Consider the following 19827-nt stretch of genomic DNA (forward strand, 5'->3'; position numbering starts at 1 on the left):
CGAAAGACCCAAGCCGCAGCAAGAACCCAAACCAAGAGGTCGCGTCGATGAAATTTTTCCCCATGTTCCTTCGGGTGGCTGAACGAGATGTTGTGATCGTCGGCGGCGGGGAAACGGCGGCGCAAAAAGCGCGGCTGATGTTGAAAACCGAGGCGCGGTTGATTTTTGTCGCCCCCGAACTGGACCTCGAACTGGCCGCTTTGGTCGACGAGGGCCGCGCGCGCCATCACAGCGGAACGATCTCGCCGGAGTTGTTTCGCGGTGCGGCGCTGACGTTCATCGGCACCGGCTGTCCGGGGACAGATGCCGCGTTGCATGCCTTGGCGCGTGAGGCAGGGGCCTTGGTCAATGTGGTCGATCAACCCGCACTCTGCGAGGCGACGACGCCGTCGATTGTGGATCGCGATCCCTTGGTGGTGGCGATTGGCACCGAAGGGGCGGCACCGATCCTGGCACGTCAGATCAAAACCCGGTTGGAAAGCATTTTGGAGCCGCGTTTGGGCGATCTGGTGGGCTTGGGCGGGCGGCTCAGGGGCGCTGTGGCGGCGCGTGTGCCACGCGAAAACCGCCGTGCTTTTTGGCGCTGGGTCTATGATGACGCGCCGCGTCGCCTACATGCACGAGGCGCCGAACGCGAGGCGGCAGAACTGATCAAACAGGCGATTGAGGCCGGGGGCGCGCCGAAAGAGGCGGGCACCAAGGGGGCCGTGACGCTGTTGCCCGTCAGCAGCCTTGAACCGGATCTGATGACCCTGCGCGCGGTGCAGCGGTTGCAGGAGGCCGATTTGGTGCTCTGTTCGGATGCGAGTTTTGTGCCGATCCTGGAATTGGCGCGCCGCGATGCCGCGCGTATCGTGGTCGGGCGCGATCATGGCACCGAAGATTGGCTTGTATCCGATCAACGCAAGGTGATTTTGGATGAATTCGCGACGGGCGCGCGGGTCGTCTGGCTCGTGGCGCGCCGCGATGCGGAGCGGGCCGCGCTTGGCCTGCCGGAGGATATTGAACGGGTGCCCGCTGTTCGGGTTTAGGTGGGTTTAGGAGATAAGCATGAGTGATCTGGAACATCGTATTGCCGTGGCGCGGGGCGAGGTCCCGGCGGATATTGTCCTCAAGGGCGGGATGATTTTTGATCTGATGACCGGCGCATTGATCACAGGCGATGTGGCCATCGTTGGCGACCGGATCGCGGGCGTTTATGAGAGCTACGAGGGTGCACGCGAGATTGATGTCAGCGGCCAGATTATTGTTCCGGGCTTTATCGACACGCATTTGCACATCGAAAGCTCTCTGGTCACGCCGTTTGAATTTGACCGCTGTGTCGCGCCGCGTGGGGTGACGACGGCGATTTGTGATCCGCATGAGATTGCCAATGTCATCGGTCTGGACGGCATTCGGTATTTTCAAGCGGCCTCTGAGCACACGGTGATGGACATCCGGGTGCAGCTCAGTTCGTGCGTGCCCTCGACCCATATGGAAACCGCAGGAGCCGAGCTTTTGGCCGAGGATTTGGCCAAGGTCATGGGGCATAGGTCCGCCATCGGGCTGGCCGAGTTCATGAATTATCCTGGCGTCATTTACCGCGACCCGGAGGCGATGAAAAAGCTGTATCTGTTTGAAGATGCACATATTGATGGCCATTGCCCGCAACTCTCGGGCCGTGATCTCAACGCCTATATTGCGGCGGGCATTCGCACCGAACATGAGGCAACCACGGCGGATGAGGCGCGTGAAAAACTGCGCAAGGGCATGCGGGTTTTGATCCGCGAGGGGTCGGTGTCGAAAGATTTGCACGCGTTGCAGCCGCTTTTGTCCGATCTGACCGCGCCTTACATGTGCCTGTGCACCGATGATCGCAACCCGTTGGACATCGGCGAACACGGCCATTTGGACTACATGATCCGCACCTTGATTGCGCTTGGCTGTTCGCCTTTGGCGGTCTACCGCGCGGCCTCTCTGTCCGCCGCCGAGGCCTTTGGCTTCAAGGATCGTGGCATGATCGCGCCGGGCAAACGCGCCGATCTTGTGGTGATCGACAGTCTAGAGGGCTGTCATGCCTCACGCGTGTTTGCCGGTGGGGTTGAGGTCACGGAGGCCGCCTTTGCCGCGCGCGGGTCGGTCGATCCGATCGGGCGGCACTCGGTCAAAGCGCGCAAAGTGACGGCGGAGGATTTTCGTACCACCGGCAACCGCGAGCAGACCGATGTGATCGGCATCCTCGAAGGTAAAATCATCACCGAACATCTGCATGAGACCATCCCCATCATTGATGGCGACAAGCGCCCCGATCCGACCCGCGATCTGACCCGGATCACGGTGATCGAGCGCCATGGTAAAAATGGCAATATCGCCTCGGGTTTTGTCAAAGGCTTTGGTGTCAAGGCAGGGGCGATTGCCTCGACCGTTTGCCATGATCACCACAATATCGTGGCTGTGGGTGTCGATTACGACGATATGGCCTTGGCTGCGAACCGCTTGTCGGAGATCGAAGGCGGCTTTGTTGTGGTCCGCGATGGCGTGATCTTGGCGGAATTGGCACTGCCCGTGGCGGGGTTGATGAGCCTTTTGTCGTTCGAAGAGGTGCGCGATCATTTGGTCGATCTGCGGGCGGCGGCGGCGTCCTTGGGGGTCACATTGGAAGAGCCGTTTTTGCAATTGGCGTTTTTGGCGCTTCCGGTCATTCCGGCGCTCAAAATCACCGACCGCGGCATGGTCGATGTGATCAAATTCGAAATCATCGTCTGATTTTTGTGCATTTTTTGATCTGCGCAGCCTTGGGAGTGGGCGGGGGGCGTGTGTGTTGCGCAAAGTGAACCGATCAGTTCATTTTTAGAGATTCTACAATTGACAAAACTGTCAACTCGGCACATTTGAGAGAGAGCAATGGGCGCAACGCGTCCTACTTTTTCAAATCAGGAGGTTCCTTATGACCCGTTCGATTTTGGCTGTTTTTGCACTGACGCTGACACTGGCCGCCTGTGACGCCGTGGATACATATCCCGTGTCGCAATGCACGACCGCCGATCATTATCCGGTCGCCTGTCAGCCGATTTCTTCGACCGATCACCCCGGTGATTTGGCCATCACCGCCGCCCCGGATATGATGGGTGCATAAACGGGCGCTAGGCCACAGTTTCCCCGGCTTGGTTGCGCAATATCGCGCGGCCAAGGCGGATTGAGCCATCGCGAATGTCGCTTTCAAGCGCCGAACACAGCGCCGTCACATCGCGCGCCTCCATGGCCGCCAACATTTCTTTGTGGCGGTCGATCATGGCGCTGACTTTGATGGTTTTGATCACTTGGCGCTGAAAGGGGCCGAGCTGTAACCACAGGCTTTCGATCATCGGCATCACCGCTTGATGCGGGTTGAGCCCGTAGAGGTCTTTGTGAAAGGCCTGATTGATCCGGGTCAGCGCGTCCAGATCGCCCGCGGCCAATGCCACATCCATCTGATCGTCAAGTGCGCGCATTTTTTCGATGATGACGGTAGAGATATAGGGAAACGCCCGCTCTGCGGCGTGGGTTTCCAAACTGATGCGCAGATGCACCAGCTCCTCAAATCGCCCAAGACTCATGTCGGGGACTTTGAGGCGGCGGTTGCCCAACACCTGAATGGCATTTTCCGAACTCAACCGGCGCACCGCCTCGCGGATCGGGGTGGGGCTGAGGTTCAATTCCTGCGCCAGTCCGCGAATGGTCAGCGCGGTTCCGGGCGCAAAAGCCCCGACAATGATGGCATTGCGCAAGCGGCTATAGGCATATTCCTGCGTGGTGGTGCCATGATCCCCCGTAAATTCAGGAATAGCTGATGCCGCCATGGGTGTCGGACCTTGCTGTTGTCTCAATATCGCGAGAATGGCGCGTGTTTGAGGTTGACACAAGCCTAAAAGAGATCACAAAGTAATAAATGGTATCACATTTAGGGGCGCGATATGACATCGGCACAGACAGGATCGGTAACAGCTTCGGAACAGGCAGAGCTTTGGCGCTCTGAGAACCCGGAAATCGAGACGATATTCGCCTGTATTTGCGATCTCAACGGTGTGATGCGCGGCAAACGTGTGCCGGTCGATCAGCTTGATAAAATCTTGGAGGGCGGGCTGCGGATGCCGCTCTCGTTGCTCAGTATGGACATTTGGGGCGAAGATATTGAGGGCAACGAATTGGTCTTTGATACCGGCGATGCCGATGGGTTGTGCGATTTCACCGGCCGCGATTTAAGCCCGGTCGATTGGATCAGTCGCCCGGCGGCCTTTGCCCAGCTTTGGATGCGGCAAGAAGACGGTTCGGTGTTTCCGGGCGACCCGCGCCGCGCCCTCGACACGATCACGGCCCGGTTCAAGGCGCTGGGTCTGACGCCGGTTGTGGCGACCGAATTGGAATTCTATGTCGTTGACCCCTCCGAGGCTGCACCGCAACCGCCGTGCTCGCCGGTCACTGGCAAGCGCCTTGATTCTGATGGCGCGCTCTCACTCGATGAGTTGGAGCATTTCGACGCGTTTCTTAATGAAATCTACGATGGCTGCCGTGCCCAAGGCATCCCGGCGGATGCGGCCATCTCGGAAAACGGGGCAGGGCAGTTTGAGATCAATTTCATGCATGTCGCTGACCCGCTAAAGGCGGCGGATGATGCGGTTTTGTTCAAACGTCTGGTGCATGGCATCGCCCGCAAACATGGGTTTGCCGCGACCTTTATGGCCAAACCGTATGGCGACCGCTCCGGCTCGGGCATGCATGTCCATTTCTCGCTGGTCGATGAAGAGGGCAACAACGTTTTTGACGATGGCGGCAATGAGGGCACCGAAGTGATGCGCCAAGCGGTTGCGGGTCTTTTGGAAACGATGCAGGAAAACGCCTTGGTGTTCGCGCCGCATGAAAATTCGTTCCGTCGGCTTTTACCCGGTGCCCATGCGCCCTCGACCGTGTCGTGGGGCTATGAAAACCGCACCGCCTCGATCCGCATCCCCGGCGGCGGCCATAAGGCACGGCGGATCGAACATCGGGTCGCGGGGGCGGATGCCAACCCCTATCTGGTGCTCTGTTCGATCTTGGGCGGCGCGCTTTTGGGGATTGAAAACAAATGGGTGCCAAGCGCGCCCATCGTTGGAGATGCCTATTCGCAGGACCTGCTTCACTTGCCCTATGACTGGGCCTCGGCGATCGAAGCCTTTAGTCGCGGGCGCCATGTCGAAGACATCTATTCCAAGCGCCTCAAGCGCATGTTCGTGCAGTGCAAACAACAAGAGCTGCGCCGCTTTGCCCGCCATGTCACTGATTTCGAATACCATTCTTACCTGGAGGCCGTATAATGGCTCATCCCTACGCGGGCACCGGCGCGCATACGACAAGCTACTATGCCGCCTCAGCCAACCCTGTGCCGGACCGTCCGGCCCTGACCGGCGATCATGAGATTGACGTCTGTGTTGTGGGCGCGGGCTATTCCGGCCTCTCGACCGCGCTGCATTTGATTGAAAAAGGCTATAAGGTTGCGATCCTTGAAGGTGCGCGCGTCGGCTGGGGCGCGTCCGGGCGCAACGGCGGTCAGATCGTCAACGGTCTGAACGCCAGCCTTCAGACCATCGGCAAGCGCTACGGTGGTGAGACTGCGACATTCGTGGCCGGTCTTGTGCAAGAGGGCGGTCAGATCATCCGCGAGCGGATCAAGACCTATGACATTCAATGTGACCTCAAAGAGGGCAATGTCTTTGCCGCTTTGACGTCGAAACACATGCAGGAACTCGAAGAACGCCGCGCGCTTTGGGCCGGATATGGCATCCACAATCAGGATATGCTGAGCGCAGACGAGATGCGCGCCCATGTCAAATCGGACCTCTATGTCGGGGGTATGATTGATCATTCCGGCGGCCATATGCACCCGCTCAACCTTGCGCTTGGCGAGGCGGCGGCGTTTGAATCCCTGGGCGGCGTGATCTATGAAATGTCGCCAGTGACCTCGGCGGACACAGAGGTGGCGCGGCCGGTTGTGCGCACGGCTGAGGGGTCTATGACCTGCAAAACCTTGGTGCTCTGCGGCAATGCCTATCTGGGCCATGTCGTCCCGGCGCTGACCGCGCGGGTGATGCCGGTGTCGACGCAAGTGATGGCAACGAAACCGCTGGGCGAGGCCTTGGCAGCCGAGCTGATGCCCACCGATGTCTGCGTTGAGGACGTGCGCTATATCCTTGATTATTATCGTATGTCTGCCGACAAGCGGTTGCTGTTTGGTGGTGGAACGGTCTATGGCGGGGCCGATCCGAAGGACATCAAAGCCAAGCTCAAAGGCAATCTTGATAAGGTCTTTCCGCAGCTCAAAAACGTCGAGATCGACTATGCGTGGAGCGGCAATTTCGCGCTGTCTTTCTCGCGGGTGCCACAGATGGGCCGCCTTGGCGCCAACACCTATTTCGCCCATGGCTATAGCGGTCACGGCGTCACCGGATCGCACACCTTTGGCCGCATCCTGTCCGAGGCAATCCATGGCGATCTGACCCGGTTTGACGTGTTTGCCGCCTTGCCTTGGATTCCGTTCCCCGGCGGGCGCGCGTTGCGGGTGCCGTATTCGGTGATCGGATCGTGGTGGTACGCGCTGCGCGACAAACTGGGTGTCTAAAACGCTGGGTGTCTAAAACATGGTACGCCGCGCTCCAGAGGGGGCGCGGCGCAGGCTTATCTGACCTCTATACAGACCGGAACTTCTTAATCCGAGCAAGTAAATTTCACGGCCCCACGCGGCTCTGACGCGCTTTGCGACTGCGCAGGTGTCTTATAGGATTGACATTCGGCCTCTCACTACGGATGAGCAGGGTCGGCCAGATTTCAGATCCTACATGAGATCAGGGACTGCGTAGGTGTCCGGCCCCAACTCTACGCGATCATTCATCGCGGGCCACCTGCGATGACGAAGATGGAGGCAAGGGGGCGCGTCGTTCCCAACGAGGTGAGGTTGCCCAGACAGAGACGGACGGAACCCGATAATCTCCTTCGACAGGGTGGCGGAGGGCAGATCGGCGAACGGATCGTTCGTGATGGCTCTGAGGGCCTGTGCCTTCGTGCGTCTGGTCTTCTTTACAGCCTCTGCGGTGGCGCGTTCGATCACTTTGAACCACGGAGGGTCGCATACGTTCAGCCCTTTAGCGCGTCAGGTCTGGCAAGCTCTTTTTTTCCCCAAGCGGTTGCGGCGGGCGTCTGTCAAAAGTCTTCGTGTCGTGATAGACGGTTCCCTCGCGCATCACTCGCAGACGTGCCCTATAGCCGTGACGTCCATCCCTGCGTTTGCGAGTCGTGATCGAACCGATAATGGCCTTTTTATTTGGCCCGAAATGAGCGGAAATGAGGCGGACGAAAGGTGCTTATAAGTGGTTGTTAAAAATATGAAACAAGACATATCAACGGCCTCTCGCCTGTCCGTTGCGCCGATGATGGATTGGACCGACCGCCATTGCCGGTACCTGCATCGGTTGATGTCGCATCATGCGCTTTTGTACACCGAAATGGTGACCGCCCCGGCTTTGGTGCGCGGTGGGGCTGTGCATTTATTGACCTTCAACCCGGAGGAACATCCGGTCGCGGTACAGCTTGGCGGCTCTGATCCGGTAGAGTTGAAAGAGGCCACGAAGATCTGCGTCGATCACGGCTATGATGAGGTCAATCTCAATGTCGGTTGCCCCTCGGATCGGGTGCAATCGGGGGCGTTTGGCGCGGTGTTGATGAAATCGCCGGAGCTGGTGGCGGATTGCGTCACGTTGATGCAAGAGGCGGCGGGCGATGTGCCCGTGACGGTAAAATGCCGCATCGGGGTGGATGATCAAGAACCGACCGAGGTTTTGCCCGCCTTCGTTGAGACCATGCGCGCCGCAGGTATCACCCGGATGCAAATTCATGCCCGTAAGGCCTGGCTCGACGGACTCAGCCCCAAACAAAACCGCGATATTCCGCCTTTGGATTACCCGCTGGCCCATGCGATGAAAGAGGTCTTCCCCGATCTGCATCTGTCGATCAATGGCGGTATTCAAAGTCTTGAAATGGTGGAAGAAGAACTGACCTATATGGATGGCGTCATGGTCGGGCGCGCCGCCTATCATCAGCCCTATGACATTTTAGGCGCGGCAGATGCGCGGATTTTTGGCGACACCCGTGTGGCGTTGACCCGGCATGAGGTCGTGCTGGCGATGGAGGACTATATCGGCCGGCATATCGCGGAGGGGGGCAAGGTGGCGCAGATCACCAAACATATGTTGGGGCTGTTCGCCGGCCAACCCGGCGCGCGGCGGTGGAAACGAGTGCTCTCCGAGGGCGCACATAAAGACGGCGCGGGGTTTGAACTGGTGAAAGAGGCTTTGCCCGCGTGACGGGCGGAATGACAACCGGCGCAGGAGGCGCATATGATGAAAGATGCTCTCAGCCTGTTAGAGGCGACACAGGCAAACAAAGCCGCTTGGGAGGCCTCCGCGCCTCTGCATGGGACGGGTGCGGGATGGGAGGCGCTGCTCAAAGCGGCGTCAGAACCAGGGTTCTCAACCTTTGACACCTGCTTGGCGGAGACGCTTGGGGCCCTTGATCTCTCGGGCAAACGCGCGGTTCAGATCGGGTGTAACAATGGGCGCGAGCTGTTGTCTCTGGCGCAGTATGGCGCAGTGCCCGCAGTGGGGATCGACCAGTCCGGGGCCTTTCTTGCACAGGCGCGTATGCTGTCAGAGGCGGCAAAGCTCACCCCGGAGTGGATCGAGGCGAATGTGTACGAGTTGCCGCCCAACATGTGCGCGTTCGATTTTGTGCTGATCACCATTGGCGTGCTCAACTGGATGCCCGATCTGGCGCGATTTTTCGAGATTGTCGCGGGGGTGATGGCGCCCGGCGCCCGGCTGGTGATCTATGAGACCCATCCGGTGATGGAAATGTTCGACCCGGTGGCGGAGCAGCCGCATGAGCCAGCGTTCAGTTATTTCCAACAAGTGCCGCATAGGCAGGACGAGATGTTCAGCTATTACGGCCAGGATCACGGCACGGGGACAACCAGTTATTGGTTCCCGCACACACTGGGCGAGATTGTGACCTCCTGTATCCGGGCCGGGTTGCGGATTGAGCGGTTGACGGAACATGGACACAGCAATCGTGAGCCGGAATATGACCTCTATGAGGGACGCGCCGCGCAAATCCCGATGAGCTATACATTGGTTGCGCGGCGCGAAGGTTAGGGCGGATTATTCCGCCGCCTCCTGCCCGCCACGCTTCGGTTTTTTCTCCTTTTTCCCCTTTTTGAGCGTGCCGGTTTCGGGCTGTTCGGCTTCAAACTCCACCACGCTTTCGGGTGTGGCGGTGGGTTGGGTCACCGGGCGCTCGGGGGCTTTGTCCATTGGGGCCGCTGCCGGGGCGGAGGCTGAGGCGAGGGCCGGGGCTGTGGCACGGTGGGCGTCGAAGTCTTCGGGCGTCCCCCATGCGGCCGCGCCGGTGGACCAGACGAATTCCGGGTTTTTGGCGCGTTTGGCTTCGGCGCGCAGGCGGAAATCTTCGGCCGTGCGCGATTGACGGCCCAACAGCGTGGCCAAACGCATGGCCAGATGATGCGCGATGTCCCAGAACCAGACCCGCAAAGCCAACATGGCCGGGGTGAAGATCAGCGTCAAAATCGTTGCGATGCCAAGACCAAAGACCACGGCGGTGGCCAGGTTGGTCCAGAAATCCGCCGTTGGCGAATTCATCGAATAGCCGCCATTGATAAAGTCCAACGAGAGGCCAAACATCATTGGCGTCAGGCCTGCCATGGTGGTGATCGTGGTCAAAAGCACGGGGCGGATGCGGTCTTCGGCGGTGCGCACGATGGCCTCGATCCGGGGCATAAACCGGGAATATTCCTGGTAGGTGTCAATGAGCACGATGTTGTTGTTCACCACGATCCCGGCGAGGGCCACGACCCCGGTGCCGGTCATGATCATGCCGAATGTCATGTCCATCACCAAAAGGCCGACCAAGACGCCCGCCGTGGACATGACCACCGCCATCAGCACCAAAACGGAATTATAGAAACTGTTGAACTGGGCCAGAAGGATGATGAACATCAGGGCCAAGGCGGCGCTGAAGCCTTTGACCAAAAACGCCCCGGTTTCCTTTTGCTCCTCATCATCTCCGGTCCATTCCCATGTGACGGAATTGGGCAATGTGGCCTCGCTCTCAAGCCATTTGGTCAGGGTTTCGATCCGTTCGGTCGCGGTGATCGCCACGCCGTCCTCGCGGGTCAGGCCGGAGTCGACCGCGGCTTTGACATCGTAATAGCGTTGCTGATCGACCCGGTCGATTTGCGCCAGCTTGGCGACGGGTTGACGGGTGATGAAATTCGACAGCGGCACAAGCCCGTCCATCGTACGCACTTTGAGCGTGTCGAGCGTGGACAGCACCCGGTCCTGTTCCGGCAGACGCACACGAATGTCGATTTCCTCATCCGAGCTGTCGACCCGCATGGTGTCGAGCAACAGCCCGCGCGTCACCAATTGGATCATGCCGCCGACGGTCGCCACATCCGCACCATAGCGCCCGGCCTTGGCGACATCGACGTCGATTTGCCAATCAATGCCGGGCAGGGGGCGGGTGTCTTCAACGTCGGTGAGCGCCGGGGTGGCGTCATATTTGGCGCGCACAAGGGCGGTGGCCGTTTCCAAATCCTCGAAACTGTCGCTTTTGAGGCGCAAGTGCACCGGCTTGGCCGAGGCGGGACCCATCGCCAGATTGAGCGTTTCGGTGTAGATGCCGGGGATTTCGGCCAGTCGGGCCTCCAACTGGGCCAAGACATAATCGCCGTCATACTCCGGCGCAACATGGGTGTCCTCAAAGAACAACCAGCCGTCCTTGGTTTCGGTCGGGCGGTCTTCCCATGGAATCAATTCGACTTGGATTTGCCCGATGGTGTCGCGCGGCGATGATCCGCCGCCGGTGTTGGCGTTGAGCCCTCCGGAGCCCGCAAAGGCAAAGGCATTGTCGACGCCCGGCTGGGTCAACACCACCTCTTCGGCTTGACGCACCAGCGCATCTTTTTCCGCCACCGAGAGGTTGCCGCGCGCCCGGACATAGATGATCGCCTGTTCGGGCTCGGAGGCGGCAAAAAATTCAATGCCCTTGTTGTGTTTGCCGTAATAGCCAAAGACCGAGATCACGCCAAAAACCACCACACCAATCGCCACCAAAGGCATCACCGGGTTGCCCGCGATGGCATGGGTGAAATGGCCGAATAGGGTGCGTTTGTAGCCGGATTTGACCTTTTTCTCCGCCCGTTCGATCCGGGCTGCCGACAACATGATGCCCGTCAGCGATGAGCCGATGAGGAACAAAGCGCCGCCGACAATCTTGGGCATAATACCAGAAGCCCCCACGCCCATGAGATAGCTGGGGTTCATCAATTGCATCAGGCCCAGGAACACCAGATAGGCCGAAGGTGCGACCAAAACGGCGCGCAGCCAATAGGGCGTGGTGGCGCGCAGGCCCGCTGAGGCGCGGTCAAATATCCGCGCGATCCGGCCTGACACACCGCCCATCACCGGCAGGTAAATCAGCGCCACAATCAGAGATGCGGAGAGCACAAAGATGATCGTCACCGGCAACATGCCCATGAATTCGCCTGCAACACCGGGCCAAAACAACATCGGCAAAAATGCGCAAAGCGTGGTGGCGGTGGAGGAGACGATCGGCCAGAACATCCGTTTGGCCGCCTCGACAAAGGCCGCCATCGGGCCTTCGCCCTCGTCCATTTTGCGGTCGGCATATTCGACCACCACAATCGCGCCATCGACCAACATGCCCACGGCCAGAATGAGGCCAAACATCACGATATTGGAAATGGTGATGCCCATCAGCCCCAAGAGGATGAAACACAGGAGAAACGAGGTCGGAATGGCAAAGCCCACGAGCAAAGCCGAGCGGATGCCTAAAGAGGCCAACACCACGATCATCACCAGCGCCACAGCGGTCAGAACCGAGCCTTCAAGCTGGCTGACCATCGAGGCGACCTGACGCGACTGATCGTTGGAGGTGCCGACCACCACGGCGTCTTGCAGGGCTTGCGGCCAGGTTTTGACCTCGGCGCGCACCTCCTCTTTGACCAAGGCAACCGTGTCGATGATCGGGTAGCCTTTGCGTTTGACGATCTGAAGCGCGACGGTGTTTTCGCCATTAAAGCGCGCCGTGCCCTCGCGGTCTTCAAAGGTCAGGCGGATGTCGGCCAAATCGCCCAGCGTGACGACACGGTCGCCATTGACCTTGACGGGCAGAGCCATGACATCGCGTTGATCTTTGAACGACGATGGGATTTTGACCGAAAATGTCCCCTGATCGGTTTCCACTTCGCCCGCCGCAACAAGGCGATTGTTGTTGGTGACGACCGAGATCAATTCGCCCGCCGTGACATTGTAGGATTCAAGCCGCAGCGGGTCGATGACCACCTCCAGCATCTCGTCGCGCTGTCCGGCAAGCTGCGCTTCCAAAATCGGCTCCAGGCCCTCAATCCGGTCCTGCATCCGCTTGGCATATTGGACCAAAGTGCGTTCGGGCACGGGGCCGGTCAGGTTGACGATCAGGATGGGAAATTCGGAAAAGTTGATCTCGGTGATCGAATAATTGTCCGCCCCCGTGGGGAAATTCGCCTGAACCCGGCCCATCCGGTCGCGCACGTCGGCGATGATTTTGGTTTTGTCCCAGCCAAATTCAAACTCAAGCGCGATGCCGCCGTAGCCTTCGGCGGCGGTGCCCGACAAGGTTTTGAGGCCGTCGAGATCGGAGAGTTCCGTCTCCATCGGTTTGACCAGAAGCTTCTCGGCGTCTTCGGCGGAAATGCCGGGGAACGGGACGGAGACAAAGAGCGCGGGGATTTCAATATCCGGTTCGCCCTCTTTTGGCAGGCTGACATAGGCAAATGTCCCCGCGATCAAGGTGAGCGCGATGAAGGCGAGGATCATCCGGGCGCGTTCGCCCGCCCAATCGACGAGACCGGTCATTGGTCGCTCTCCATAGGCGTCTCCATCTGCGTCTCTGTATCGGTTGCGGCGGGGGCCTCCTCAAAAGAGGCCGCCACCAAAACCCCGGCTTTGACAAAATCCTGACCCACCACGATGATGTCGACCTCATCGGCCAGACCTGCCACCCAAATGCCCTCGCGGGTGTCGCGCAGCACCTGAACCGGGGCAAATTCGGCGCGGCTGTCCGCACCGAGGAGCCGGAGCCCGATTTGGCCCTCATCGTCCAGAGTCAGCGCCGATTGCGGCACCAGATGTGCGGCCAGGCCGGCGGCGGAGATTGCCATTTCAACGGTTTGACCATCGCGGATGGAGAAATCCGGGTTGGGGATTTCGACCTCAACCCGGAACGTGCGGGTCGCAGGGTCGGCGGAGCGCGACAAAAACGTGACGCGGCCGGTGACGTCGCGGCCCGAGATCAACCGTGCACCTGCCAAAGCCCCGACCTCAATCGCCGCCACGTCTGCTTCCGGTGCGTAGCCGACCAATTTGATCGGATCGAGTTGGATCACCGTGGCGCAGGCGGAGCCAGAGGACAAAAACGTGCCAAGCTCGGCCGTATCGCTTTCCAAAAGCCCGGCAAACGGCGCTTTGATGGTGAGGTTTTCGATGTCGCGGGAGGCCAAGGCGACCGCCGCGCGCGCGCTTTCGATCCCGGCCTCCGCGGTCAGGATCTGGGTCTCGGAGGCATAGCCACCCTCGGCCAGTTTACGCGCATTCGCCAATGCGACCTCGGCCTGCGTGAATTCGGCCTTGGCTTGGGCCAATGTCGCCTCGCGGGTGCCTATATCAAGCTCACAAAGCGTTTGATCGACCTGAACATAAGCGCCTTTGCGCAGCGGGGCGTTGACCACACGACCGGAGGTTTCCGCCGTCACATTGACTTCGCGCGCCGCTTCGGTTTCCCCCCGTACAACCACCACATTTGTCAAAAGCTGTGCGGTGGAGTGGCGCACCACCACGGAAACGGGACGGGCCTCACCCATGGTTTTTTGCGCGGGCGTTGCAAATTCTGATTCTGTCTGTGCGGTGGTGTCTGGCGTTTCCCCGGAAGGCGGGCTGTCTGAGGCGGCAAAATTGGTCAGCCGATCACGCTCAAAGACAAAGAAATACAGAGCAATGGTGACAAGCAAGGCGATGACGATGGAAACAATACGCATGTGGGTCTCTGTCTCGGTCTGGGGCGTCCTCTCTTCTCAGAGAGGCTGGGTTTCAGTTCGATATACGGCGTCGTGCACACAACAGTTCATTTTGCCGGATATTTTTGGCAGATATTTTGCGGCCTGTCAGGTTTTGTGGCGCGTTCACCATAGAGTTAACATCATTAACATTGCGGCCAAGATGGGGAGATCGCAGGGCAATCACAAGGTCGCGATGGAAAAAAATCGCCTGAATATAGAAATTTCGGTCTCTGCAGGTTAAAATTCGCTCAGATTGCACCTTGCTTGTGACGGCGTTGGTGACAGCGGCGTGATCACGAGGCCACGGTAAGGAGCCTAACCCAAGCCGGAATGCGGCTCAAGTCGTGAGGGGCCGACACCGTGGGCGGGGCCGTGGCCAACACCATGGGCAGGACGATTTACCACGCTCCCCGATCCAGACCGTTGCTCAGGTCTTGGCATTCGGTTTCAGATCGGGGTATGAGGGGGCAACAGGTTGAAACATAATGACCGCACGCCGTGTTGCGAGATGGGGGCCCCTTGAGCCAAACCGACAGTTTTATCGACGAGGTGACCGAAGAGGTCCGCCGTGACAAATTCTATGCTTTTCTGCGCAAGTTTGGCTGGATCGGCATTTTGGCCGTCTGTGTTCTGGTCGGGGGCGCGGCGTGGAACGAATACGCCAAAGCCCAAGCCCGGACTCAGGCAGAGGCCATGGGCGATGCGTTGACGGCGGCGCTTGAGGGCGCGGATGCCACGGCACGGGCGCAAGCCTTGGCCGAGATTGGCGGCGAGGGCGATGTCCGGGTGATCACGGCGATGCTGCGCGCGGGCGAATTGCATGCGGCGGGCGATGCCAAAGGGGCGATCGCCGCTTTGGCGCCATTTACCGCGGATGCCATGTTGGACCCGGTGTATCGCGATTTGGCCGTGCTCAAAACCGCCATGATCGGTGCGGGCGACATCCCGGCTGAAGAGCGGGTGAGCCAGCTTGCGGGCATTGCCGCCCCCGGCGCGCCGTACAGGCTTTTGGCCGAAGAACAAATTGCCGCCGCTCAGGTTGAAATGGGTCAGGTCGAGGCGGCGATTGATGGCTATCGGGCGATCTCGCAAGATGGTGAGGCAAGTAATGCCTTGCGTCGGCGTGCGCTGCAGATGATTGTGGCGCTTGGAGCCGACCCGGCGGTTGAGTGAGCGCCGGGTGAGTGCATATGGTGCCTCTCGGGGCGTGGGTTTAAGTCGAGTTGAGACAAATGGGAGTGCGGGCATGATCGGTCAGGCAGGGAAAGCGGGGCTTTTTTGCGCCGTGCTGGCGCTCACGGCATGTGGGGCTGGACGCGAAGAGATCCTGTCAGGGCAGCGCCTTGATCCGCGCGAAGGCTTGGTCTTTGGTCCGGCGCAGACCGAGACGGCCAACCGGGTTGAAAATATCGCCCTTGGTCAACAGGTCAGCCGCGCCGCATGGACCACAACCGGGGCCGGGCGGTTGCATGCCTCTGGTCACAATGCCTTTACCTCAGGCACGCCAACTGTGGCTTGGACCGCGCCGATTGGCCAAGGCAACTCGCGCAAACTGCGCCTCTCTGTTGATCCTGTCGCCGCGAACGGTTTGGTCGTGGCGATGGATGCGGCGGCGCACTTGAGCGCCGTGTCTGCCGCCTCTGGTGCGCCGGTGTGGTCGGTCGATCTGACGCCCGCGGGCGAAAAGCCCGGCAAGGCCTCAGGCGGGGCTTTGGCGATTGAGGGCACAACCGTTTATGCCACCATTGGTTACGGCGAACTGATTGCTTTGGATTTGACCACGGGCGCGGTCAAATGGCGGCAATCCTTGGATGCTGTGGGGGCCTCTGGCCTCGCGGTCTATGATGGCTTGGTCTATGTCGTGGCGGGCGATGGCCAGGGCTGGGCGGTGAAAACATCGGATGGCCGGGTCAAATGGCAAATCAGTGGACCCGAAACCGTAACCTCGCGCGTAGGTGCCGCCTCGCCGGTTGTCACCGACCGTATGGTGGTCTTCCCCTTTGCCTCCGGCGATCTGTACGGCGCATTCCGCAAGGGCGGCATCCGCATGTGGTCCGCCTCTTTGGCTGGCCAACGCAAAGGCGTGGTCTACGCCAATATCTCTGACATCACATCCGATCCTGTGGTCGTAGGCCCGACGATGTATGTCGGCAACCAAGCCGGACGCTATGCCGCCTTTGACGTCGAGACCGGCGCGCGCAAATGGACCGCGGATGAGGGCGCCTATAGCCCGGCGACGGTGATCGGCGGATCGGTGTTTATCGTCACGGATCGCAACGCTTTGGTGCGGTTGTCTGCTGCCACCGGCGCGCGGGTCTGGTCGGTGCAACTGCCGTTTTTCACCACCGATAAAGAGCGCAAACGCAAAGATGTCTTTGCCCATTACGGGCCTGTGGCGGCGGGGGGCAAACTTTGGGTTGCCTCCAATGACGCGGTGCTGCGGGGCTTTGATCCGGCCTCCGGTGCGCTGATCGCCTCTGTCGCCTTGCCCAAGGGCGCGGCCTCCGACCCGATCGTTGTCGGGGGCGTGATGTATGTGCTGCTTGAGGACGGGAACCTGGCCGCACTGCGTTAAGGCCTTTACCGCGCCCCCGGTTTGGGTGTATCGGGGCCGCTAAAGCGTGCGGCCTTTGACCTGTTTTGGGGAAAGGCGGTGCGCAGCGCAACATCTCAGCGTGTCGCACCTTTCGCCAAGAACCCCGTGTCTCAGGTGTGTGGCGGACCGTTTTAGACTATGACCCGGAGCTATCCTCATGAGTTTTTCGCTTGCCATCGTTGGCCGTCCCAATGTGGGCAAATCGACCCTGTTCAACCGTCTGGTTGGGCGGCGTCTGGCGCTTGTGGATGACCAGCCGGGGGTGACCCGCGACCTGCGCGAAGGCGAGGCGCGGCTTGTGGACCTACGTTTCACCGTGATCGACACTGCCGGGCTTGAGGAAGCGACCGATGAATCGCTTCAGGGCCGGATGCGCAAACTCACCGAGCGCGCGGTCGATATGGCCGACATTTGCCTGTTTATGATTGACGCCCGCGTGGGCATTTTGCCCGCCGACGAAATCTTTGCCGAAATCCTGCGCAAACGCGCCAAACATGTGATTTTGGCGGCCAATAAGGCCGAGGGCAAAGCCGGCGAGGGCGGGCTTTTGGAGGCCTATGCCTTGGGTCTGGGCGAGCCTTTGCGCCTCTCTGCCGAACATGGCGAGGGCATGCATGAGCTGTATGACGCGCTGTTGCCGCTCTCGAAAGAATTCGACGAACGCGCCGCCTCTGAGGCGCCTGCGACCGACATTGAATTGTCCGAGGAAGAAGCAGCCCTTGGCGAGGATTTCGAAGAAGGCGATGAGGCCGGATTTTCGCGCGACTTCACCCTTGATAAGCCGCTGCAAATCGCCGTCGTTGGTCGTCCGAACGCCGGGAAATCCACGCTGATCAACAAGTTGCTTGGCGAAGAGCGGCTTTTGACCGGGCCAGAAGCGGGCATCACCCGCGATAGTATTTCGGTGACGATGACGTGGAACGACGTGCCTGTTCGGGTGTTCGACACGGCGGGGATGCGCAAAAAGGCCAAGGTTCAGGAAAAACTTGAGAAACTCTCGGTCTCTGACGGGCTGCGTGCGGTGAAATTCGCCGAAGTGGTCGTCGTGTTGCTCGACGTGTCGATCCCCTTTGAACAACAAGACCTGCGCATCGCCGATTTGGCCGAACGCGAAGGTCGTGCGGTGGTGATCGCGGTCAACAAATGGGACGAAGAGACCGATAAATCCAACAAAGCCAAGGCTCTGCGCGAAGAATTCACCCGGCTTTTGCCTCAGCTGCGCGGCGCGCAATTGGTGACGGTGTCGGCGCTGACCGGCAAGAATCTGGACAAGCTGCAAGAGGCGATTTTGAATGCGCATGCGGTGTGGAACCGTCGCGTCTCCACCGCCAAGCTCAACAATTGGCTGGGCGCGATGACCACGGCGCACCCGCCGCCCGCGCCCGGTGGCCGCCGGATCAAGCTGCGCTACATGACCCAAGTCAAGGCGCGCCCACCGCAATTCGTGGTAATGTGCAGCCATCCTGAGGAATTGAACGACAGCTATAAACGCTATCTGATCAATGGGTTGCGTGAAGATTTTGATATGCCCGGCACGCCGATCCGGCTGTTTTTCCGCTCACAGGGCGACAAGAACCCGTTCAAGAACAAAACCAAATCCATGCCATCGCGCCTGCGCAAGCACCTCGGAAAAGATCGTGCCGACGCGCCAAAGGTCCAAAAACAGCGCCCTCCAAAACGCTGAGGCTACCAAGACAGTCGCATTGAAAAAGGCGCCCGTCGGATATCCCGCGGGCGCCTTTTGTGTCTTGTATCTCTTGCCGCCCGAGCGACAGTCAGCGGCTGAGGTTACACTTGAGCCATATGCTGATGATCGGAAGTTTCGTGCCGTCCGGTTGTGTCGAGAAACCGGGTTCGCCCTCGGCTTTGATGGAAATGCCGTTCTCGAATCCCTGATCGACACAGATTTTGCCGATGCGGCGGATTACCTCTGGTTCGGACACGAGTTTCGGATTGTAGGTGACTTGGAACGTCGAGAGACGTCCGTTGTTTTCCAACGGGAACAGGAGTTCAATCCCGCGTTGATCCGCAGGTTCAAGAAGCACGTCCTTGATCTTCTGACGGCGGTCCGCAGCCGCTTGCGGGTCAACGGAACAGGCGGAAAGGGCGGCAATCAAAGCCGCACCGATAAAAAAGTTCTTCATTCAAGAGTCCTATACCAAATGCATCGAAAGGGCCTGAACATGACCCTCGGCACCACTTAGAGGATGTCAGAGGTTCAGATCAACCCAGATCGGAACGTGATCCGACGGTTTTGCCTTGGCGCGGGTATAGGCGTCGATCTGGCAATCGCGCAACAGGTCGGCGGCTTGCGGTGAGAGCAGGAAATGGTCGATGCGGATGCCATCGTTTTTGTCAAACGCACCGCCTTGGTAGTCCCAGAATGTGTAGGTGTTGGGGGCGTTGTTTTTGACCCGTAGCGCATCGGTAAAGCCGAGGTTCATCAAGCGGCGAAAGGCGGCGCGGGACTCGAGGCGAAACAGCGCATCGTCCTTCCACGCCTCGGGGCGTTTGGCGTCCTCGGGCTGTGGGATCAGGTTGAAATCGCCCGCCATGAGAAAGGGCTGTTCTTCGCGCATCAGTTCAAGGGCGCGCGCCTCAAGGCGATCAAACCATTTGAGTTTAAAGTCATATTTTGAGCCAGGCACCGGCGCGCCCTCGGGGGTCAACTCCACTGGATTGCCATTCGGCAGGTAGAGCCCGCAAATGCGGATCGCCTGTGTGTCGCCAACCACCGTGGCCTCAATGTAGCGCGCTTCGATGTCGTCTGCGCCGTCGCGACCTGCACCTTCCGCGCCGGGTAAGCCGCGGGTGACGTCTTCGAGTGGGCGTTTGGACAGGAGAGCCACGCCGTTGAAGGATTTTTGGCCATGGGTTTCAACATTATAGCCCATGTCCTCAAAGAGGCCGCGCGGGAAGTTGTCGTCGACCGATTTGATCTCTTGCAAGATCGCCACATCGGGCTCGGCCTCTTTCAGCCACTCCTGCAACGCCTCGACGCGGGCCTTGATGCCGTTGATGTTGAAACTGGCGATTTTCATGTGCGTCTCCTCGT

General features: G+C 59.5%; 15 protein-coding genes. 10 read left to right on the forward strand and 5 right to left on the reverse strand.

Features of this window, described 5'->3' with window-relative positions:
* Positions 1-47 precede the first annotated feature (47 nt).
* The 3 genes from B30_RS09000 (at position 48) to B30_RS09010 (ending at position 3115) form a co-directional block, all read left to right on the forward strand.
* Positions 48-1031, forward strand: coding sequence for a siroheme synthase (locus B30_RS09000; protein ID WP_081583696.1), 984 nt, complete (start codon positions 48-50; stop codon positions 1029-1031).
* Between the two features lie 19 nt (positions 1032-1050).
* On the forward strand, positions 1051-2745 hold the full coding sequence (ade, locus tag B30_RS09005) for an adenine deaminase (protein ID WP_009571737.1): 1695 nt from the start codon (positions 1051-1053) through the stop codon (positions 2743-2745).
* A gap of 181 nt (positions 2746-2926) precedes the next feature.
* A complete protein-coding gene (locus B30_RS09010) occupies positions 2927-3115 on the forward strand; it encodes a hypothetical protein (protein WP_009571738.1) in 189 nt (62 codons plus the stop codon).
* 7 nt (positions 3116-3122) lie between these two features.
* On the opposite strand, the gene B30_RS09015 is transcribed toward B30_RS09010, so the two are convergent.
* A complete protein-coding gene (locus B30_RS09015) occupies positions 3123-3818 on the reverse strand; it encodes a GntR family transcriptional regulator (RefSeq protein ID WP_009571739.1) in 696 nt (231 codons plus the stop codon).
* Between the two features lie 114 nt (positions 3819-3932).
* Between B30_RS09015 and B30_RS09020 the strand changes: the two genes are divergently transcribed.
* The 4 genes from B30_RS09020 (at position 3933) to B30_RS09040 (ending at position 9194) form a co-directional block, all read left to right on the forward strand.
* A complete protein-coding gene (locus B30_RS09020; RefSeq protein WP_009571740.1) occupies positions 3933-5309 on the forward strand; it encodes a glutamine synthetase family protein in 1377 nt (458 codons plus the stop codon).
* Positions 5309-6610 (forward strand): NAD(P)/FAD-dependent oxidoreductase, encoded by a 1302-nt coding sequence (locus B30_RS09025; protein ID WP_009571741.1) that lies wholly within the window; start codon positions 5309-5311, stop codon positions 6608-6610. The genes B30_RS09020 and B30_RS09025 overlap by 1 nt, the downstream gene beginning before the upstream one ends.
* Positions 6611-7370: 760 nt before the next feature.
* Positions 7371-8348, forward strand: coding sequence for a tRNA dihydrouridine(20/20a) synthase DusA (dusA, locus tag B30_RS09035; RefSeq protein ID WP_040402102.1), 978 nt, complete (start codon positions 7371-7373; stop codon positions 8346-8348).
* A 33-nt stretch (positions 8349-8381) separates the two neighbouring features.
* Positions 8382-9194, forward strand: coding sequence for a class I SAM-dependent methyltransferase (locus B30_RS09040; RefSeq protein WP_009571744.1), 813 nt, complete (start codon positions 8382-8384; stop codon positions 9192-9194).
* A gap of 6 nt (positions 9195-9200) precedes the next feature.
* On the opposite strand, the gene B30_RS09045 is transcribed toward B30_RS09040, so the two are convergent.
* Complete coding sequence (locus B30_RS09045; protein WP_009571745.1) at positions 9201-12977, reverse strand: efflux RND transporter permease subunit; 3777 nt, start codon at positions 12975-12977, stop codon at positions 9201-9203.
* Positions 12974-14155, reverse strand: a complete 1182-nt coding sequence (locus B30_RS09050) for an efflux RND transporter periplasmic adaptor subunit (protein WP_009571746.1) — start codon at positions 14153-14155, stop codon at positions 12974-12976. Before B30_RS09050 ends, B30_RS09045 begins: the two co-directional genes overlap by 4 nt.
* 540 nt (positions 14156-14695) lie before the next feature.
* Here B30_RS09050 and B30_RS09055 point away from each other — a divergent pair.
* The 3 genes from B30_RS09055 (at position 14696) to der (ending at position 18456) form a co-directional block, all read left to right on the forward strand.
* Complete coding sequence (locus B30_RS09055) at positions 14696-15349, forward strand: tetratricopeptide repeat protein (protein ID WP_040402181.1); 654 nt, start codon at positions 14696-14698, stop codon at positions 15347-15349.
* A 73-nt stretch (positions 15350-15422) separates the two neighbouring features.
* Positions 15423-16751 carry a PQQ-like beta-propeller repeat protein gene (locus B30_RS09060; protein ID WP_009571749.1) on the forward strand — a complete coding sequence of 443 codons (1329 nt, stop codon included), beginning with the start codon at positions 15423-15425 and terminating at the stop codon, positions 16749-16751.
* Between the two features lie 178 nt (positions 16752-16929).
* A complete protein-coding gene (gene der / locus B30_RS09065) occupies positions 16930-18456 on the forward strand; it encodes a ribosome biogenesis GTPase Der (protein ID WP_009571750.1) in 1527 nt (508 codons plus the stop codon).
* 91 nt (positions 18457-18547) lie between these two features.
* Here der and B30_RS09070 read toward each other — a convergent pair whose 3' ends face one another.
* The gene (locus tag B30_RS09070) at positions 18548-18916 is read right to left on the reverse strand and encodes a hypothetical protein (protein WP_009571751.1); all 369 of its coding nucleotides are present in this window, start codon (positions 18914-18916) and stop codon (positions 18548-18550) included.
* A gap of 66 nt (positions 18917-18982) precedes the next feature.
* The gene (gene xth, locus B30_RS09075; RefSeq protein ID WP_009571752.1) at positions 18983-19813 is read right to left on the reverse strand and encodes an exodeoxyribonuclease III; all 831 of its coding nucleotides are present in this window, start codon (positions 19811-19813) and stop codon (positions 18983-18985) included.
* Positions 19814-19827: the final 14 nt, after the last annotated feature.

This window comes from Celeribacter baekdonensis B30, assembly GCF_000299875.1.
Classification (GTDB): Bacteria; Pseudomonadota; Alphaproteobacteria; order Rhodobacterales; family Rhodobacteraceae; genus Celeribacter; species Celeribacter baekdonensis_A.